At 29.3% G+C, this 15,594-nt stretch carries 21 protein-coding genes; all 21 read left to right on the top strand.

The features are described from left to right. Positions 1 to 286 precede the first annotated feature (286 nt). Complete coding sequence (locus tag KSU54_RS05135; protein WP_308214321.1) at positions 287 to 697, top strand: MerR family transcriptional regulator; 411 nt, start codon at positions 287 to 289, stop codon at positions 695 to 697. A gap of 305 nt (positions 698 to 1,002) precedes the next feature. Further along, a complete protein-coding gene (locus KSU54_RS05130) occupies positions 1,003 to 1,989 on the top strand; it encodes an ATPase, T2SS/T4P/T4SS family (RefSeq protein WP_008791742.1) in 987 nt (328 codons plus the stop codon). Further along, the gene (locus KSU54_RS05125) at positions 1,982 to 2,983 is read left to right on the top strand and encodes a type II secretion system F family protein (RefSeq protein ID WP_003538290.1); all 1,002 of its coding nucleotides are present in this window, start codon (positions 1,982 to 1,984) and stop codon (positions 2,981 to 2,983) included. The genes KSU54_RS05130 and KSU54_RS05125 overlap by 8 nt, the downstream gene beginning before the upstream one ends. Before the next feature lie 12 nt (positions 2,984 to 2,995). Continuing rightward, positions 2,996 to 3,301, top strand: a complete 306-nt coding sequence (comGC, locus tag KSU54_RS05120) for a competence type IV pilus major pilin ComGC (RefSeq protein WP_003538293.1) — start codon at positions 2,996 to 2,998, stop codon at positions 3,299 to 3,301. Next, entirely contained in the window at positions 3,279 to 3,698 is a 420-nt protein-coding gene (gene comGD, locus KSU54_RS05115; protein ID WP_224209103.1) for a competence type IV pilus minor pilin ComGD, read from the top strand. Before comGC ends, comGD begins: the two co-directional genes overlap by 23 nt. Further along, positions 3,688 to 3,909 (top strand): hypothetical protein, encoded by a 222-nt coding sequence (locus KSU54_RS05110; RefSeq protein WP_009301114.1) that lies wholly within the window; start codon positions 3,688 to 3,690, stop codon positions 3,907 to 3,909. Before comGD ends, KSU54_RS05110 begins: the two co-directional genes overlap by 11 nt. Then, the gene (locus KSU54_RS05105) at positions 3,861 to 4,322 is read left to right on the top strand and encodes a competence type IV pilus minor pilin ComGF (protein WP_008791741.1); all 462 of its coding nucleotides are present in this window, start codon (positions 3,861 to 3,863) and stop codon (positions 4,320 to 4,322) included. Before KSU54_RS05110 ends, KSU54_RS05105 begins: the two co-directional genes overlap by 49 nt. Further along, positions 4,300 to 4,680 carry a hypothetical protein gene (locus KSU54_RS05100; RefSeq protein WP_008791740.1) on the top strand — a complete coding sequence of 127 codons (381 nt, stop codon included), beginning with the start codon at positions 4,300 to 4,302 and terminating at the stop codon, positions 4,678 to 4,680. Before KSU54_RS05105 ends, KSU54_RS05100 begins: the two co-directional genes overlap by 23 nt. 75 nt (positions 4,681 to 4,755) lie before the next feature. Then, positions 4,756 to 5,313: an elongation factor P gene (gene efp / locus KSU54_RS05095; RefSeq protein ID WP_003538298.1), complete on the top strand. Its 558-nt coding sequence runs from the start codon at positions 4,756 to 4,758 to the stop codon at positions 5,311 to 5,313. Positions 5,314 to 5,392: 79 nt separating this feature from the next. Then, positions 5,393 to 5,863: a SpoIIIAH-like family protein gene (locus tag KSU54_RS05090; RefSeq protein ID WP_003538299.1), complete on the top strand. Its 471-nt coding sequence runs from the start codon at positions 5,393 to 5,395 to the stop codon at positions 5,861 to 5,863. Between the two features lie 50 nt (positions 5,864 to 5,913). Beyond that, positions 5,914 to 6,252, top strand: a complete 339-nt coding sequence (locus KSU54_RS05085) for an Asp23/Gls24 family envelope stress response protein (protein ID WP_008791739.1) — start codon at positions 5,914 to 5,916, stop codon at positions 6,250 to 6,252. A 104-nt stretch (positions 6,253 to 6,356) separates the two neighbouring features. Further along, complete coding sequence (gene nusB / locus KSU54_RS05080; protein ID WP_003538301.1) at positions 6,357 to 6,761, top strand: transcription antitermination factor NusB; 405 nt, start codon at positions 6,357 to 6,359, stop codon at positions 6,759 to 6,761. Beyond that, positions 6,761 to 8,077, top strand: a complete 1,317-nt coding sequence (gene xseA / locus KSU54_RS05075) for an exodeoxyribonuclease VII large subunit (RefSeq protein WP_003538303.1) — start codon at positions 6,761 to 6,763, stop codon at positions 8,075 to 8,077. Before nusB ends, xseA begins: the two co-directional genes overlap by 1 nt. A 10-nt stretch (positions 8,078 to 8,087) precedes the next feature. After that, positions 8,088 to 8,303, top strand: a complete 216-nt coding sequence (xseB, locus tag KSU54_RS05070; protein WP_008791738.1) for an exodeoxyribonuclease VII small subunit — start codon at positions 8,088 to 8,090, stop codon at positions 8,301 to 8,303. 1 nt (position 8,304) lies between these two features. After that, on the top strand, positions 8,305 to 9,153 hold the full coding sequence (locus KSU54_RS05065) for a polyprenyl synthetase family protein (protein WP_003538307.1): 849 nt from the start codon (positions 8,305 to 8,307) through the stop codon (positions 9,151 to 9,153). After that, a complete protein-coding gene (gene dxs, locus KSU54_RS05060) occupies positions 9,153 to 11,024 on the top strand; it encodes a 1-deoxy-D-xylulose-5-phosphate synthase (protein ID WP_117791793.1) in 1,872 nt (623 codons plus the stop codon). The genes KSU54_RS05065 and dxs overlap by 1 nt, the downstream gene beginning before the upstream one ends. Continuing rightward, complete coding sequence (locus tag KSU54_RS05055) at positions 11,005 to 11,805, top strand: TlyA family RNA methyltransferase (RefSeq protein WP_003538311.1); 801 nt, start codon at positions 11,005 to 11,007, stop codon at positions 11,803 to 11,805. Before dxs ends, KSU54_RS05055 begins: the two co-directional genes overlap by 20 nt. Before the next feature lie 8 nt (positions 11,806 to 11,813). Continuing rightward, positions 11,814 to 13,469: a DNA repair protein RecN gene (gene recN / locus KSU54_RS05050; RefSeq protein WP_003538312.1), complete on the top strand. Its 1,656-nt coding sequence runs from the start codon at positions 11,814 to 11,816 to the stop codon at positions 13,467 to 13,469. 53 nt (positions 13,470 to 13,522) lie between these two features. Beyond that, positions 13,523 to 14,512, top strand: a complete 990-nt coding sequence (locus KSU54_RS05045) for a SpoIVB peptidase S55 domain-containing protein (protein WP_003538314.1) — start codon at positions 13,523 to 13,525, stop codon at positions 14,510 to 14,512. Between the two features lie 86 nt (positions 14,513 to 14,598). Next, positions 14,599 to 15,270, top strand: a complete 672-nt coding sequence (locus tag KSU54_RS05040; protein WP_009301112.1) for an AzlC family ABC transporter permease — start codon at positions 14,599 to 14,601, stop codon at positions 15,268 to 15,270. Further along, a complete protein-coding gene (locus tag KSU54_RS05035; RefSeq protein WP_003538318.1) occupies positions 15,263 to 15,586 on the top strand; it encodes a branched-chain amino acid transporter permease in 324 nt (107 codons plus the stop codon). The genes KSU54_RS05040 and KSU54_RS05035 overlap by 8 nt, the downstream gene beginning before the upstream one ends. Positions 15,587 to 15,594: the final 8 nt, after the last annotated feature.

Below are 15,594 nucleotides of genomic sequence, written 5' to 3'. Positions count from 1 at the left end.
ATTTTGAAGCGAACCCCAAAAGTTGGACATAACCAACGTGAGGGGTTTTTATTATGGTAAAGTTAACGAGAAAAAAGATGCTATAATTTATAGAGAGGGATTACAAAACCCGCTATAAATTATAATGAGAGATTATGAAGATAATCCATAATCTCTTTAAAGTATAGTGGGGAAAATGTCCGGATTATCATTCCTTTCACTTTTTTATTTTGTGGACTAATAGAATAAGATTCATATTTATTTTGTGAATAAATATTATCCTTTTTATTGACCTAAACCTTAGGGCATAATATGTAATAAGCGCAAGGAGAATGAATGCTATGAAGACCATGAAGTTGAAGAGTGGTTTCATATTACCAAGAAAGCACTCATATATTATGAAAAAGTTGGTTTAATAAAACCAGATAGAGATGATAATGACTACCGAAATTATAGTCAAAGCGATGCTGATAGTGTGAAACTTATTGTATTTTTAAGATCAATGAAAATATCACTAGAAGAAATAAAAAAATCAATATATCAATGTATAGCAGATTGGGAAAAAGATGGACGATACAATCATGTCGCTTTTGTAGTCGCATCTGGAAGTAAAATATCTAGCGGGTATGATGATGTAACAATTGCACAACATACAAGTAACTGTTGTGCTAGAGTAACCTCTTTCGTAACCGGATTGGGAAATACCTCTGCAGTATAAAATTTACAATCGAAGAACTACGAATGAGAATATAGAAATTGAAAAATAGTTACTTGCAGATTCTAGTACTAGATAAGAGTATAAAATATAGGCGCTTTAAAATAATGTAGGGTGCCTAACAAAAAGTAGGGTTGGAAGATGTAATGTCTTCATTAATAACCCTATTTTTTATGTGTCTAGATATATTATCCAATTTATATTTTATTTAGATTTGTTTTGCTTAAAAGGTTAGAATAATCGTATTTTTTTATTTTTTGAAAGTAATTTCTATATTACAGGCGTAAATGATAATAGGAGGTATTTTTATGGATGAACTATTTGAAAAAATCTTAAATCATGCAATTAATTATAAGACATCAGATATTCATATTTTAATGAAGCAAAAATGTTCTGTTTCTTTTCGGCAACATGGTGATTTGGTATTATATGATACATTTGAAAGTCATATCGGATTAAAATTATTTAATTATATTCGTTTCAAGTCAAATATAGATATTAATTATCGTTTACGACCACAAACGGGTCATTTAAATTATATTTATCAAAATCAAATTTACTATTTACGAATATCTAGTTTACCTGGTAGAGAATTAGATAGTATTGTAATTAGAATTTTAAACAATCATCAACAAATTGCCCTTGATAAATTGACTATTTTTAAAGAAACAACTGTTTTTTTAAAACATATCACGACTTTAGAAGCCGGACTATTTATTGTAAGTGGAGCAACTGGTTCAGGAAAGTCAACCACACTATATACCCTACTAGATTCAATTAACGCTACTCAACAAAGAAATATTGTCACTCTTGAAGATCCAGTCGAAATAAAAAAGGAGTATTGCTTGCAAATTCAAATAAACGAAAAACTAGGAATTACATATAATAACTCTTTAAAACAAATCTTACGCCATGATCCTGATGTAATAATGATAGGTGAAATACGCGATGAGCAAACTGCTCGTCTAGCTGTTACATGTGCATTAACAGGCCATTTAGTATTAACAACAATCCATTCGTCAAATTGCCTTACAACAATCAGACGTCTTTTAAACTTAGGACTTTTAAAAATTGATATAGAGGATGTTTTAATTGGCATAATATGCCAAAAAATGCTCTATCACAAGTATACACATCAGCCCTTAATTTTACCAGAATATTTAAATCGTCAAAAAATTTTAACTTTTTTCAATAATGAACCTGTTAAATATCAAACATTTGAAATGAATGCAAAATATTTATTAAAAAATAATTTAGTTGATTATACACAGGTTGCAGGAATTATTTATGAATGATGATTTACAATTATTAGAAAATATCGCTAACTTTTTAAAACAAGGTTATTTAATCAAAGATGTTTTAAATTTATGTCTGATAATCCATCAAACTGAAAAAATAAAGCTGATTGAACAAAATTTGGTTGCTGGTAAAGCATTTGATGAGGTTATTATAGAAATTGATTTTGACAATACATTTATTGAATACTTTAAATTTTTTCGATTTAAAAATAATATTTCAACTGCAATTGAGCATAGCTTAAAAATATGCAGAAAAAAGGAACAAATATTTACACAGCTAAAAAAAGAATTAACGTATCCAGTTTTACTCATTATTTTTTTAATGTTTTTTTCATTGTTTATTGTATATGGATTATTACCATCAATCATGCAATTGTTTGTCGAATTTAATATTAGTCCAAGTATTATAACTAGAATTATATTTAAGCTTTTTGAAATTATTCCAATTATAGTAATTTTCATTATACTTAGTTTTACAGTATTTTTCACAATAAGTATTTATGCTATTAAAAGAAAATATTTTAAACTTATTGATTTGTTAATTGAAAAAATAGTTTTAATAAGAAGGTTAATCCAAAAATACTATTCACTAAAATTTGCTCTGTACTATAATGAATTACTGATCAATGGCTATGATTCAACTGATATTATTGTCATGCTTTATGAGCAAATAGATGATAGTGATATTAAAATGATAATTTACGAAATTTATCGACAAGTTTTAGAAGGAGAAGCTTTAGAGGATATAATAAATGATTTTGAATATTTTGAACCATTATTTATAGCATATTTTAAATTATTAATTCATGATAATCAAAAAGATAAATCACTCGATAATTATTTAAGGGTATCTATTGATACTTTGCATATGCAGGTAACGAGATTGATTAAACTCTTTGTACCAATAATATATTGTTTTGTGGCTGGTTTTGTAATTTTAGTTTATGTTGCAATTGTTATTCCGATGATGAATGTAGTCAGTAATTTATAGGAGGTATGAAAGATGAAAAGGAATAATGGCTTTACATTGATTGAGATGATTTTTTGTATTTCAGTAATTTTAGTTATTTTGTTACTTGTTATTCCTAATGTAACTAGTAAGAATCGGGTTGTTAAAGAAAAGAGTTGTGATGCGCAAATAGAAGTAGTTAATTCACAAATAGTTTTATACGAAATTGAAAACGGAGAACTTCCAACAAGTATTAGTGATTTGACTTCTGGAGAACATCCATATTTGACAGAAAAGCAGGCAACATGTCCAAGCGGACTTAGGATTTCAATCAGTGATGGACAAGCATATGTACGATGATAGCGGATTCACTCTGATTGAAGTTGTCTTTACAATTAGTATAATCTTAATTTTAAGTACAATTACACTTCATTTTGTAATTAATTCAAAACCAGTAATTTCTTTACAGCAGCAATGTCAACAGGTAATTTCATTGTTAGAAGAAGGAAAAAGTAGAGCTATGATCAACCACGAGCAAATAAATATAGTTATTCAAACAAAACAAATTAGTTATAATGGACAAAAGGATCAACGAACTCTTACGATTAACGACAACTATTATATTGACGATTATTATGAGTTTCACTTTAATCATAATGGAAATATCAGTTCGGGTGGTCATCTAAAGATTTGTAGTTCAAATGGATGTAAAAGTATAATTTTAAATGTTGGAAGTGGAGCATTTTATGTTAAATAAGCAAGGGATGACATTAATTGAAACATTGATGGCTTTTTCTATTTTTATCAGTATTATAGTATTGTTTCTTTCTTGTTATAATAATGCAATAAATCATCATTATCAGATTAATCAGGATTATACGAACTATTTAAAACAGCAACAAGAAAAGGAGGTAGAACTGTGGCAGACAAGTGGTTTGAACGAATCAGTCAACGAGGTTTTACATTGATTGAAGTTCTTTTTTCTTTATCAATATGTTTATTAATTATTTTAAACAGTGTCCCTATTTTAAGAATAGTTACTGCAAAAGATAAATTATCTTTTAATCTTTCTAGTTATGCTCTTGGAGTTAAACAAATTTCATCAATTTTGCATACGGCTAAGGATATTGAAATCAATGATGATTTAACTTACACAAATGCAAATAACGAAATCTTTACTATTTCACTAAATCATCATAGGATAGTAAAAGAGCCAGGTTTTGATATCATTATACACAATGTTGATGAATTAAATTTTTATCAAAAAAATAAGAATATTTATATGAAAATAATAGTCGATAATAAAGAACATGTTTATCTTATTGCTACTGATTATCAAATAAGTGAGAATGAAAAAGATGAAGTTGAAACAGTATTGTAATAATCGGGGTACGATTCTTCAAGTCGTGTTAGTTATTTTTATTGTTTTAATCTTAAACATAAGTCTTGTTTTTAATAATATAATAGAGAATAGCCGCAGTCTAGAACGAATCAGAGAATTAGATAGGGCACGTTTGTTGGAAATAACAATACTGAGATATTATAAAGAAACAATTTTAAATGATCTTCTTTTTAGTGATGAAATAAGTATTGATGATTATTTCATTAATTATACAGTGGATGATATGGGGAGTTACTATTATATTGTTACAACAATCAAACAAAATGATTCATCATACAGTTTTAATTTGGAGATTAATATCGAAACGCTAGTAATATCATCGTTTGATTATCAATAGTTACTAAAATCACTTCACTTTATCGATGATTTTTGATATAATCACAAAGTAAATTACAAGTAAGGAGATTTTAAAATGATTAGTGTTGGAGATTTAAGACCAGGAATTACTTTTGAATATGAAGGTAACTTATATGTAGTGCTTGATTATTCTCATAATAAAACAGCTCGTGCGGCTGCAAATATCAAAGTTAAAATGAAAAATATGCGTTCTGGAGCAACTACTGAAATTACTTTTGGTGGAAATGATAAAGTAAAAAAAGCACATATCGATAAACGTAAAATGCAATATTTATATAATTCAGGAGATGCTTTAGTTTTCATGGATAATGAAACTTACGAACAAATCGAAATTCCTGCTGGAAACTTAGAATGGGAAATGAATTTCTTAAAAGAAAGTGATGAAGTTGAAGTAACTAGTTATGAAGGAGAAGTATTAGGGGTATCTTTACCAATTAATGTACCTTTCACTATTACAGAAACTGAACCAGCAGTAAAAGGTGATACAGCTACTGGGGCAACAAAAAATGCAATTATCGAAACTGGATTTCAAATTAAAGTACCTTTATTTATTTCTGAAGGTGAAGTTGTCATTGTTAATACAGTTGATGGAAAATATCAAGGAAGAGCTTAACACTAGTTTAACTAGTGTTTTTTTTCATATATTTTAACTTTTAGCATATATTAAAGTAGTTGATAAAAGGAGAAATAATATGAATAGACAAGCCATTACTTTTTTAACCCTATTTAGTCTAATTTTGGTACTTTCAATTTACTATATTCTTCTACCACCTGAAGGTGAAGCCAGTGAAGTATCTGTTAATAATGAAGAATTATCGCAAATTGAAGTATTACAACAAAATTTAGAAAAAGAAAGAGCAGATTTAATTAGTGAAAATAATGCAATTATTGCATCAAGTGATAGCGATAGTAATAAAATCGCTGCTGCTTTGGCTAATATTAGTGAAGCTAAAGAAACTGCTGCTTTAGAAGCAAAAATTACAAAGATAATTAATGATGCTGGTTTTAAGAATGCATTTGTTGAGGTTGAGAATAAAACGATTAAAGTAGTTATTGATAAAAAGGAAGCAAGTAGTAGTGATGCTAACAGTATTATTAAAACAGTTATGGAAAAGACTAAAAATGAGTATCAAGTTGAAGTCAAGTTTATCAGTGAGACTTGAATTTTATCTTAAATTTATATACAATGGGAGTATATAAAGGAGCATTTAATATGAGTCAAGAATATTATTCAGTAGAAAAAGAATCTAATTTAGGAGCTTTAAATATTGGTTTGAGCGTTTTTCAAGCTATAGTTGTAAAAGCAGTTGAGTCAGTTGATGGTGTTCAATTTGAAGGAAATATGATCCCAATGCCTGGAAGTGGGCCAGTTAGAACAAATATTAATAAAAATAACCAAGTAATTATTGATGTTGATGTACTAATTGATTATGGATTGAATGTTGCATCAGTGACTAGTGCCTTACAAAATAAAATAGCTCAAAGCTGTTTTGAAATGACAGGAATCAAAAATGTTAAAGTAAATATTGAAGTTAAAGGAATTAATTTTTAAGGTTATCTTCGGATAATCTTTTTTGTTTTATTATGATGCATTTCGTTTATTTTAAGGTGCAAATATGGTAAAATCATGATAGATATTTTGGAAGGACGGATTAGATGAAAAAATATAGAAAAAAAATAATTAGAGAAAAAGCAGTAATTGCAACTTATCAAAAACTGCTAGTAGATACAAATGAAGATGAGATTCGTGAATATTTAAACAGTGATAAGGATTTATCTAGCAATCAAGATGATTTTGATTATTGTTTTATGTTTATTATAAGTATTGCTAGTAACATTGAACGTTATAAAGCTGAAGTTGCTAAATATTTAAAACCCGGATGGACGTTAGATAGATTATCAAAAATGGAACTTGCAATTTTATTAGTTGGATGTTATGAACTTTTAGAAACTGAACAAAGTAAAGAAGTAATCATTAATGAAGCGGTTGAATTATCAAAAAAATATTGTGATAGTGATGCTTATAAATTCATTAATGGATTACTTAATAGGATTAAATAGTGGAAAAACGATATCTGACGGTTAGTGCACTTAATCGTTATTTAAAAGCTAAAATTGATTCTGATAGTCAATTACAGCGAATCTTAATCAAAGGTGAGGTTTCTAATTTCAAACATCATAGTTCAGGACATTTTTATTTTACGCTAAAAGATGAGCATTCAAGAATAAATGCAGTAATGTTCTCTTCAAAAGCTAGTAAAGTTCCTTTTGATTTGACCAATGGGATGAAAGTACTTGTTCAAGCTAGTGTGTCAGTATATGATGTAGCAGGCACCTATCAATTGTATGTTGATACAATTGAACAAGATGGATTAGGAAATTTATTTTTAAAATATGAACAATTAAAAAAGCAGTTAGCTAGTGAAGGTTTATTTAACCCTGAAAATAAATTAGTAATTCCTAAATTTCCTAGTAAGATTGCAGTTTTGTCAGCCTATCCTAGTGCTGCTCTTGCTGATATTATTAGAACCATTCACTTGCGTTTTCCTGTCGTTCGTGTAATCGTATTTCCAATTCCAGTCCAGGGTAAGGATGCATATTTGGAAATAATTAGAACACTTAGATATGTTGATACACTAGGATTTAGTGAAATTATTATTGCAAGAGGCGGAGGTTCATTAGAAGACTTATGGAACTTCAACGAGGAAGGATTAGCTCGAGCAATTTATCAATGTAAGACACCTATTATTAGCGGTGTTGGTCATGAAGTTGATTTTACTATTTGTGATTTTGTTGCAGATTATCGTGCTGCAACACCAACGGCTGCGGCAATTAAAGCAACACCGGACTTATTTGAATTACAGCAGGCTGTAGACAATATAAAATATACTTTAAATAATTTAATGAAACAAAAAATTATATTAAATAAAGAAAATTTAAATCGATTAAAGTCATTCTATTTATTTAAAAATCCTCAAAAAATGTTTGAAGATAAGACGGCTAAAATTGATTATTTATATGATCAATTAAATAATGTTTTTAACCATGATTTGATTGAAAAACAAAACAAAGCAAGCAATTTAATACAAACTTTTAATCATCAAGCCAATTTATTTACACTAAATCAGCGAAATCGTTTAGATACAATTAATCGAACGATGAGTCTTGAGATTAAACGTAAATTACAACATAATCAAGAAAAGTTTTATTATTCATTATCAAAATTAAATACTTTATCACCCCTTAAAACATTAGAACGTGGTTATGCAATTGTTTTAAAAGAAGATCATGTTATTTCATCAGTTGATGATTTAAATAGTGGTGATAAAATTGAATTAAAATTACATAATGGCATTAAAAAGGCCATTATAGAATAGAGGTTAATTTATGGACAATATAACATTTGAACAAGCAATGAGTCGCTTAGAAGAAATTATTGCGGCTCTCGAAAATAACCAAATATCACTTGAAAAAAGTGTAGATTTATTTCAAGAGGGAATAAAACTATCAAAGATTTGTAGTGATAAGTTAGCTGGAATTGAAGATAAAGTAGCAAAAATCTTAGTGGATGGAAAGTTAGAAGATCTAAAAATCGAGGAATAACATGGAAAATTTAATTGAACAAATTAATGAACGATTATTAGAAATCATTGAGGAATTTGGCGATTCTAAAGTTAAAGAAGCCATGAAATATTCTTTGATGGCCGGTGGAAAAAGGATTCGTCCGGTAATGATGCTGCAGGTGATTCGTAGTTATGATAAAAATTACCAAGATTATCTAGATATTGCTTGTGCAATTGAGATGATACATACGTATTCATTGATTCATGATGATTTACCAGGTATGGATAATGATGATTTAAGACGTGGGCGACTAACTTGTCATAAACAATTTGATGAAGCAACTGCCATTTTAGCTGGCGATGCATTATTGAATGAAGCTGTTAATGTAATTATTAAAACAAAAGTTCCTGATGAATTAAAAATCTCGTTGTTAGCAACTTTATATCAAGCCAGCGGTATTAACGGAATGATTTTAGGGCAAGCATTGGATATGGAATACGAAACTAAATTGGCTACTCGTGATCAGTTAGATTTGATTCATCACCATAAAACAGGAGACTTAATCAGTGCAGCGATGAAAATGGGAGCGTTAATTGCTAATCCCGATGACCAAAAAACATGGGTAGAAATCGGTTATAAGATTGGTTTAGCTTTTCAAATTCAAGATGATGTTTTAGATGTAGTTGGTGATAGTAGTTTATTAGGAAAAAAAGTTGGTAGTGATCAAGTAAATCATAAATCTACATATGTAACTTTGATGGGAGTAGAACAATCTCAAATGATTGTTGAGCAATATTTTAAAGAAGCAATGGAATTAATTTATAAATTAAAGATTAATCATGGATTAATTCTAGAAATAATGGAAAAATTAAAGAAAAGAGTGAAATAATGGATCTAAAAAAAATTACAGATCCCTCTTTTTTAAAAGAGCTGGATATTAGACAATTGAATCAATTAGCCGATGATATCCGCAAATTTTTGATTAATAATATTTCAAAAACGGGAGGACATCTTTCGAGTAACTTAGGAGTTGTAGAATTGAGCATTGCACTGCATTATGTTTTTAATTCCCCTAAAGATAAAATTTTCTTTGATGTAGGACACCAGTCTTATGTTCATAAAATTTTAACGGGACGTGCTGGTCAATTTTCTACACTACGCCAATATAAGGGACTTTCAGGCTTTCAAAAGCGTTGTGAAAGTGAACATGACCCTTGGGAAGCTGGTCATTCCTCAACTGCATTAAGCGGGGCCTTGGGAATGGCAGTAGCAAGAGACTTGAATCATGAAAATTATCATATTTTACCTGTGATTGGCGATGCTGCAATGGTTGGGGGTGAATCTTTAGAAGCATTAAATCATCTTGGCTCAATTAATAATAAAGTGATTATTATTTTAAATGACAACCAAATGGCAATTGGTAAAAGTGTTGGTGGTTTTGGTGATTTTTTATCTTCAATAAGAATTAGTGGTACATACAATAATTTAAAAGAGGATTATCGCAATATTACTTCGCACAATAAAATAGGTAAGATGATTTTTAATGTTTCCAAACGAGTTAAAGATTTTGTTAAGCATGGATTGATTGATGATACAATTTTTGAAGATTTTGGGGTTGATTATCTGGGTCCGGTAAATGGTCATGATTTTGATGATCTAATTAGGGTTTTAAATTTAGCTAAAAGTGCAAAAACTAGTGTTGTAGTTCACGTGGTTACGAAAAAAGGGCGTGGCTATAAATACGCCGAAAATGATATTGCCGGTAAATGGCATGGGATTGCCCCATTCAATATTGAAGACGGAACTATGAAAGGTGCGGGAACTAGTTCGAAAATAAGTTGGTCAAAAATGGTTGCTGATCATATTGAAAGGCAGATGAAATCAGATCAGGATATTGTTGCTATTACCCCTGCCATGATTCATGGTTCTGCAATGGATAATATTTTTATGCATTATCCTGAGCGAAGTTTTGATGTTGGAATTGCTGAAGAGCATGCTTTGACTTTTACAGCAGGGTTAGCAATTTCTCAAAAAAAGCCATTTATTTCTATCTATTCTTCATTTTTACAACGTGCATATGATCAAATAAATCATGATATTGCAAGAATGGATCTGGGCTGCTTGATTTGTGTTGATCGCTGTGGATTTGTTGGAGCAGACGGACCTACACATCATGGTGTTTTTGATTTAGGAATATTAACACCTCTGCCAAATGTAATAATTTGTACTCCAAGTAATAGTTGTGATGCTAAACGCTTTATTAACACATATTTAAAGAATAACGATCATCCTTACATTTTAAGAATCCCTCGAGGCGATATTGAAGATATGAATGTAGGTGATGAGCTTTTAACTATTGGTAAATGGCAAGTTGTAAATCGAAAAGATTACGATGTAACAATTATTTGTTATGGTCAAAACGTTAACTTGATTCGTGAATTTTTTAAAGATAAAGAGATAAAAGTTAGAATTATTGATGCTTTATTTATTAAACCTATGGATGAAGATATGTTAAATGAAATTATTGATGAAAAACCGTTGATTGTTTATGAAACAGAATTAAAAACTGGTTCTTTAGCTAGTAATATTGCTTATTATTATAGCCAAAATAATATTTTAAAACGGATTCATAGTTTTGGAGTAGATGACCACTATTCTGTTCAAGGAACAGTTGCACAAATTTTACAAGATGAGGGTTTAGATATGGATACTTTTTATCAAAAAGTTAAGGAGATACTAAATGAAGAAGGAAAGAATTGATGTTTTATTAGTCGAACAGGGCTTTTTTGATTCTCGTGAAAAAGCTAAACGCGCGATTATGGCCGGGATTGTTCATGATGATTATGATATTATTGATAAACCGGGAACAAAAATTCCAATAGATTCAAATCTTCATGTTAAAGGAAACATAATGCCATATGTGTCACGTGGTGGCTTAAAACTGGAACGTGCCTTAAAGGAGTTTGAATTAGATATAACGGATAGAATAATGGTCGATATCGGCAGTTCAACAGGTGGGTTTACCGATTGTGCTTTACAGAATGGTGTAAAACTAGTTTATGCAATTGATGTTGGAACCAATCAATTAGTTTGGAAATTACGCAATGATCCACGTGTTATTGTAAAAGAACAAACAAATTTTAGATATGCAACAAGTGAACTGTTTGAACATGGAATTCCTACTTTTGCTTCAATTGATGTATCTTTTATTTCTTTGAAGTATATTTTTGATGCATTAAAAAATATTTTACATAGTGGTAATCAAGTTGTAGCACTAATCAAACCGCAGTTTGAAGCTGGACGTGAAGAAGTTGGGAAAAAGGGAATAGTCAAAGAACCATCTGTCCATCAAAAAGTAATTCAACATGTTATTGAATATGCAAATCATGATGGCTTTGTTTTAGAAAAGTTAACTTATTCGCCAATAACTGGTGGTGAAGGGAATATCGAGTTTCTAGGGCTTTTTGTTAAAGATGGTAATAATGTTGCCATTGACATAGAAAGAGTTGTAGAAACAGCACATAATTGTTTTAAAGGGTAGGTGAGATAATGTTAGAGAGTATATATATTGAAAATTTTGCTATTATCGACCGTCTTGAAGTCGATTTTCATAATCATATGACTGTTCTTACGGGAGAAACTGGGGCAGGAAAATCAATTATTATTGATGCGATTGGTCAATTAATGGGAAATCGTAGTCAATCAAGTTTTATTAAAGCTGATTGTGATGAATGTTTTATTGAGGGTGTTTTTACAATTGGTGCTAAGTCACCAGTCTTAAATAAATTAAAAGAATATCGTATTGATTATGAAGATAAATTAGTTGTTTCAAAATCTTTTAATCGTGATAATAAATCGATTATTAAAATTAATTATCGTAATGTTTCAAAAATGGTATTACAATCAATCATGGCTGATTTAATTGATATTCATTCACAATTTGAAACCCATAGTCTTTTTGATGCTGAAAATCATTTAATTATTTTAGATGAGTTCATTAATCAGCCTTTAAAAAAATTATTTCAGACATACTCACTAGCATATCGTACTTATAGAGAAATAAATCGTGACTATCAAAAAGCATTAAACGAAGAGCTGAGTGATGAGCAATTAGAATTTTATCAAGCTCAATTAGCTGAAATTAATAGTCTTGATCTTGAAGAATTAGATGAAGATGAGTTAGAACGTGAAAAAAAACTGCTTCAAAGTTATGAGAAAACAAATGAGCAAATTTCTAAATATCGACAATATATGAATGGTGATCGTGGTGCTCTAGCAACATTAAGCAATGCATTAAGCGAATTAGAAGAATTAAACGATAATCCTCAATATCAAAATACGTATGAAAGGATGTATGACCTATATTATAATTTAATTGATCTTGATGATGAAATAATCAATGAATTTAATAGTACTAATTTTGATGAATATCGTTTAAATGAAATTCAAGAAGTCTTTTTTAAATTAAATCGTTTAAAAAGAAAGTACGGACAATCAATTGAGGCGATTAAAGAAGCTAAAGAAGATTTAGAAATGAAAGTTGCTGCTTTTAACAATCGGGAAACATATTTGAATGATTTAAAAAAACAATTGGATATTGCTTATCAAGAGACCAAATCAATAGCTGAGCAAATTACTAGATTAAGGCAATCAAAAGCTAAAGAATTTACTGAATTAGTTACAAAAGAATTAAAATCTTTATATTTAGATAAAGTTGTTTTTAAGGTTGATTTTAAATTAGTTGATTTTCAAAAAAATGGACAAGATAATGTAGAATTCTTAATTTCTACAAATGCTGGACAAACATTAAAACCGTTGAATAAAGTAGCTTCAGGTGGAGAAATGTCCAGAATTATGTTGGCAATCAAGATATTGTCCTTATCTTCGAGCTCTGTGGAAACAATTATTTTTGATGAAGCTGATACTGGCGTTAGTGGTAAAGTGGCTGAAAGTATTGGAGCAAAGATGAAATATATTAGCAAGCAGCATCAAGTATTGTGCATTACTCATTTAGCACAAGTTGCCGCTTTTGCTAAAAATCATTATTTGATCCAAAAATCAAGCAATGACAATTATACAAATGTAAAGATTAAAGAATTATCTTATGATCAAAGTATTAATGAAATTGCTAAATTGATTTCTGGAAAAGAAGTATCTCAGGAATCAATAAATCATGCAAAAAAATTAAAAATAAGTAGTGAATAATTAAAAGCATAGAAACCAAACTATGATGTAACGAATGTTACAAGGAGGTTTCTATGCTTTTTAAAAAGCTAATCCTTTCCTTTATCTTAGCTTTAGCCATTATTAATCCAATTGCAATATATGCTATTTCTCTAGTACCTGGTGGAGATTCCATTGGAATCGAACTAGATTATCAAGGTGTGGTTATTACAGGAGGATATAAGATCAAAGTCGGTAATGAAAGCTACGATCCACTAGCAAAAGATTTTAAAGTTGGAGATATTATTGTCGCAATTAACAATCAAAAGGTAACAAGTATTGAAGAATTAAGCAATGTTATTAAAGAAGGCGATATAGCTAATCCCAGATATGATTTAACCATTAAAAGAGGTAAAGAAACCCTCCACCACGACCTCCAGGTCGTTTATGAAAATCAGCAATTTTCTACGGGATTATATGTCAAAGATGCAATTAGCGGGGTTGGAACACTTACATTTTATAACCCGGCAACTAGTACTTTTGGAGCTTTAGGACATGCAATGAGTGACTCTAAACTTGACAGCGAAGAGCTTATTCAAAATGGTAATATTTTTGAAAGTACAGTAACTAGTATTAAAAAAGCAACAACGCAATCTTCAGGAAATAAAATTGCAGACATTTCCAATATTGAAATAGGTAGTATAAACAGCCATAGTCAATTTGGTATTTATGGAACTTATAATTATGATATTTCAAAACGAGAAATGATGGAAACTGCATCTATTGAAGAAACTAAATTAGGAAAAGCCTACTTTTTAACTGTTTTAGATGGTGATAAAATCCAGAAGTGTGAAATTGAAATCACTAAATTGAATGACCAGGATTCTATAAAAGAAAAGGGAATTGAATTTACTGTGACAGATCAAGAAGTAATTAATAAAGCTAATGGAATTGTACAAGGGATGAGTGGATCACCGATTATTCAAAATAACAAAATAGTTGGGTGTGTGACTCATGTATCAGGTAATAATCCAATTATTGGCTATGGTCTATATATAGATTGGATGCTTGAGATGGATAAATAAGGATAAAAAGGTGCTCAAATTGAGCACCTTTTTATTTCAATTTGGTGAGATTTTTAGTATAATTATACAACTAAGGGGGAAACATGATGAATTTATTAACGATAAAAAGTGCATTTAAAGAAAGTATCCCCGTTATGATGGGATATTTAGTCTTAGGATTTGCTTTTGGAATGTTGCTTGTTTCTAAAGGATTTCCAATTTATTATGCATTTATTATGAGCTGTTTTATATATGCGGGAAGTATGCAGTTTGTAACAATTTCTTTATTAGCTGGTCAAGCTTCTTTTATTAGTTCATTTATTATGACACTGATGGTTAATGCAAGGCATTTAGTTTATGGATTATCAATGTTAAAAAAATTTAATTTTTTAGGGAAATTAAAACCTTATATGATTTTTTCATTAACGGATGAAACATTTTCTTTACTTGTGAAAAATGATTTTAAAAGTAAGAATGAGGTTTTTTTAATAAGTTTTTTAGATCAATGCTATTGGATCATTGGTTCTTTGGTGGGGGCAACAATTGGAAATAATGTATCTTTTAATACTCAAGGTTTAGAATTTTCAATGACAGCATTGTTTATAGTTATTGTAATTAATCAAATTAAAAATAATTCTAATCATTTAGCGACATTGATTGGTTTTTTTGTCAGCATAATTTGTTTGATTATTTTTGGTAGTGATAACTTTGTTATTTTTTCTATGATTTTAATCATGATAATATTAATTTTAGTTAAACCGAGGTTAAAAAATGAATAATGATGTCTTGATAATAATAGCAGTAGCTTTAGGAACAATCTTAACAAGGGTCTTACCATTTCTGATATTTAATGATGCTGAAAATTTACCACCGGCAATTAGTTATTTATCTAAAGTGTTGCCATATTCAATTATGGCAATGTTAGTTGTATATTGTTTAAGGGATACAACTTTTATTTCCGGAAATCATGGTTTTCCAGAAATAATTGCCGTTTCAATTACCATTATAATTCATTTATTAAAGGAAAATACTTTATTATCGATTTTAGTAGGCACAATTACATATATGATTTGCATTCAAGTGATTTTTGCATAAAGGAGGTA

Source organism: Erysipelatoclostridium sp. MSK.23.31 (genome assembly GCF_019125875.1).
Classification (GTDB): domain Bacteria; phylum Bacillota_I; class Bacilli_A; order Erysipelotrichales; family Coprobacillaceae; genus Thomasclavelia; species Thomasclavelia ramosa.
Note: the sequence above shows the minus strand (reverse complement) of the source record. Positions and strands in the feature narration are given on the sequence as shown.

Bases quoted from the DNA above. Each gene is read 5' to 3' on its own strand.
- KSU54_RS05130 (WP_008791742.1), top strand. From the start codon at position 1,003: ATGGATGAACTATTTGAAAAAATCTTAAATCATGCAATTAATTATAAG.
- KSU54_RS05125 (WP_003538290.1), top strand. From the start codon at position 1,982: ATGAATGATGATTTACAATTATTAGAAAATATCGCTAACTTTTTAAAA.
- comGC (WP_003538293.1), top strand. From the start codon at position 2,996: ATGAAAAGGAATAATGGCTTTACATTGATTGAGATGATTTTTTGTATT.
- comGD (WP_224209103.1), top strand. From the start codon at position 3,279: ATGGACAAGCATATGTACGATGATAGCGGATTCACTCTGATTGAAGTT.
- KSU54_RS05110 (WP_009301114.1), top strand. From the start codon at position 3,688: ATGTTAAATAAGCAAGGGATGACATTAATTGAAACATTGATGGCTTTT.
- KSU54_RS05100 (WP_008791740.1), top strand. From the start codon at position 4,300: ATGAAGTTGAAACAGTATTGTAATAATCGGGGTACGATTCTTCAAGTC.
- efp (WP_003538298.1), top strand. From the start codon at position 4,756: ATGATTAGTGTTGGAGATTTAAGACCAGGAATTACTTTTGAATATGAA.
- KSU54_RS05090 (WP_003538299.1), top strand. From the start codon at position 5,393: ATGAATAGACAAGCCATTACTTTTTTAACCCTATTTAGTCTAATTTTG.
- KSU54_RS05085 (WP_008791739.1), top strand. From the start codon at position 5,914: ATGAGTCAAGAATATTATTCAGTAGAAAAAGAATCTAATTTAGGAGCT.
- nusB (WP_003538301.1), top strand. From the start codon at position 6,357: ATGAAAAAATATAGAAAAAAAATAATTAGAGAAAAAGCAGTAATTGCA.
- xseB (WP_008791738.1), top strand. From the start codon at position 8,088: ATGGACAATATAACATTTGAACAAGCAATGAGTCGCTTAGAAGAAATT.
- KSU54_RS05065 (WP_003538307.1), top strand. From the start codon at position 8,305: ATGGAAAATTTAATTGAACAAATTAATGAACGATTATTAGAAATCATT.
- dxs (WP_117791793.1), top strand. From the start codon at position 9,153: ATGGATCTAAAAAAAATTACAGATCCCTCTTTTTTAAAAGAGCTGGAT.
- KSU54_RS05055 (WP_003538311.1), top strand. From the start codon at position 11,005: ATGAAGAAGGAAAGAATTGATGTTTTATTAGTCGAACAGGGCTTTTTT.
- recN (WP_003538312.1), top strand. From the start codon at position 11,814: ATGTTAGAGAGTATATATATTGAAAATTTTGCTATTATCGACCGTCTT.
- KSU54_RS05045 (WP_003538314.1), top strand. From the start codon at position 13,523: ATGCTTTTTAAAAAGCTAATCCTTTCCTTTATCTTAGCTTTAGCCATT.
- KSU54_RS05040 (WP_009301112.1), top strand. From the start codon at position 14,599: ATGAATTTATTAACGATAAAAAGTGCATTTAAAGAAAGTATCCCCGTT.
- KSU54_RS05035 (WP_003538318.1), top strand. From the start codon at position 15,263: ATGAATAATGATGTCTTGATAATAATAGCAGTAGCTTTAGGAACAATC.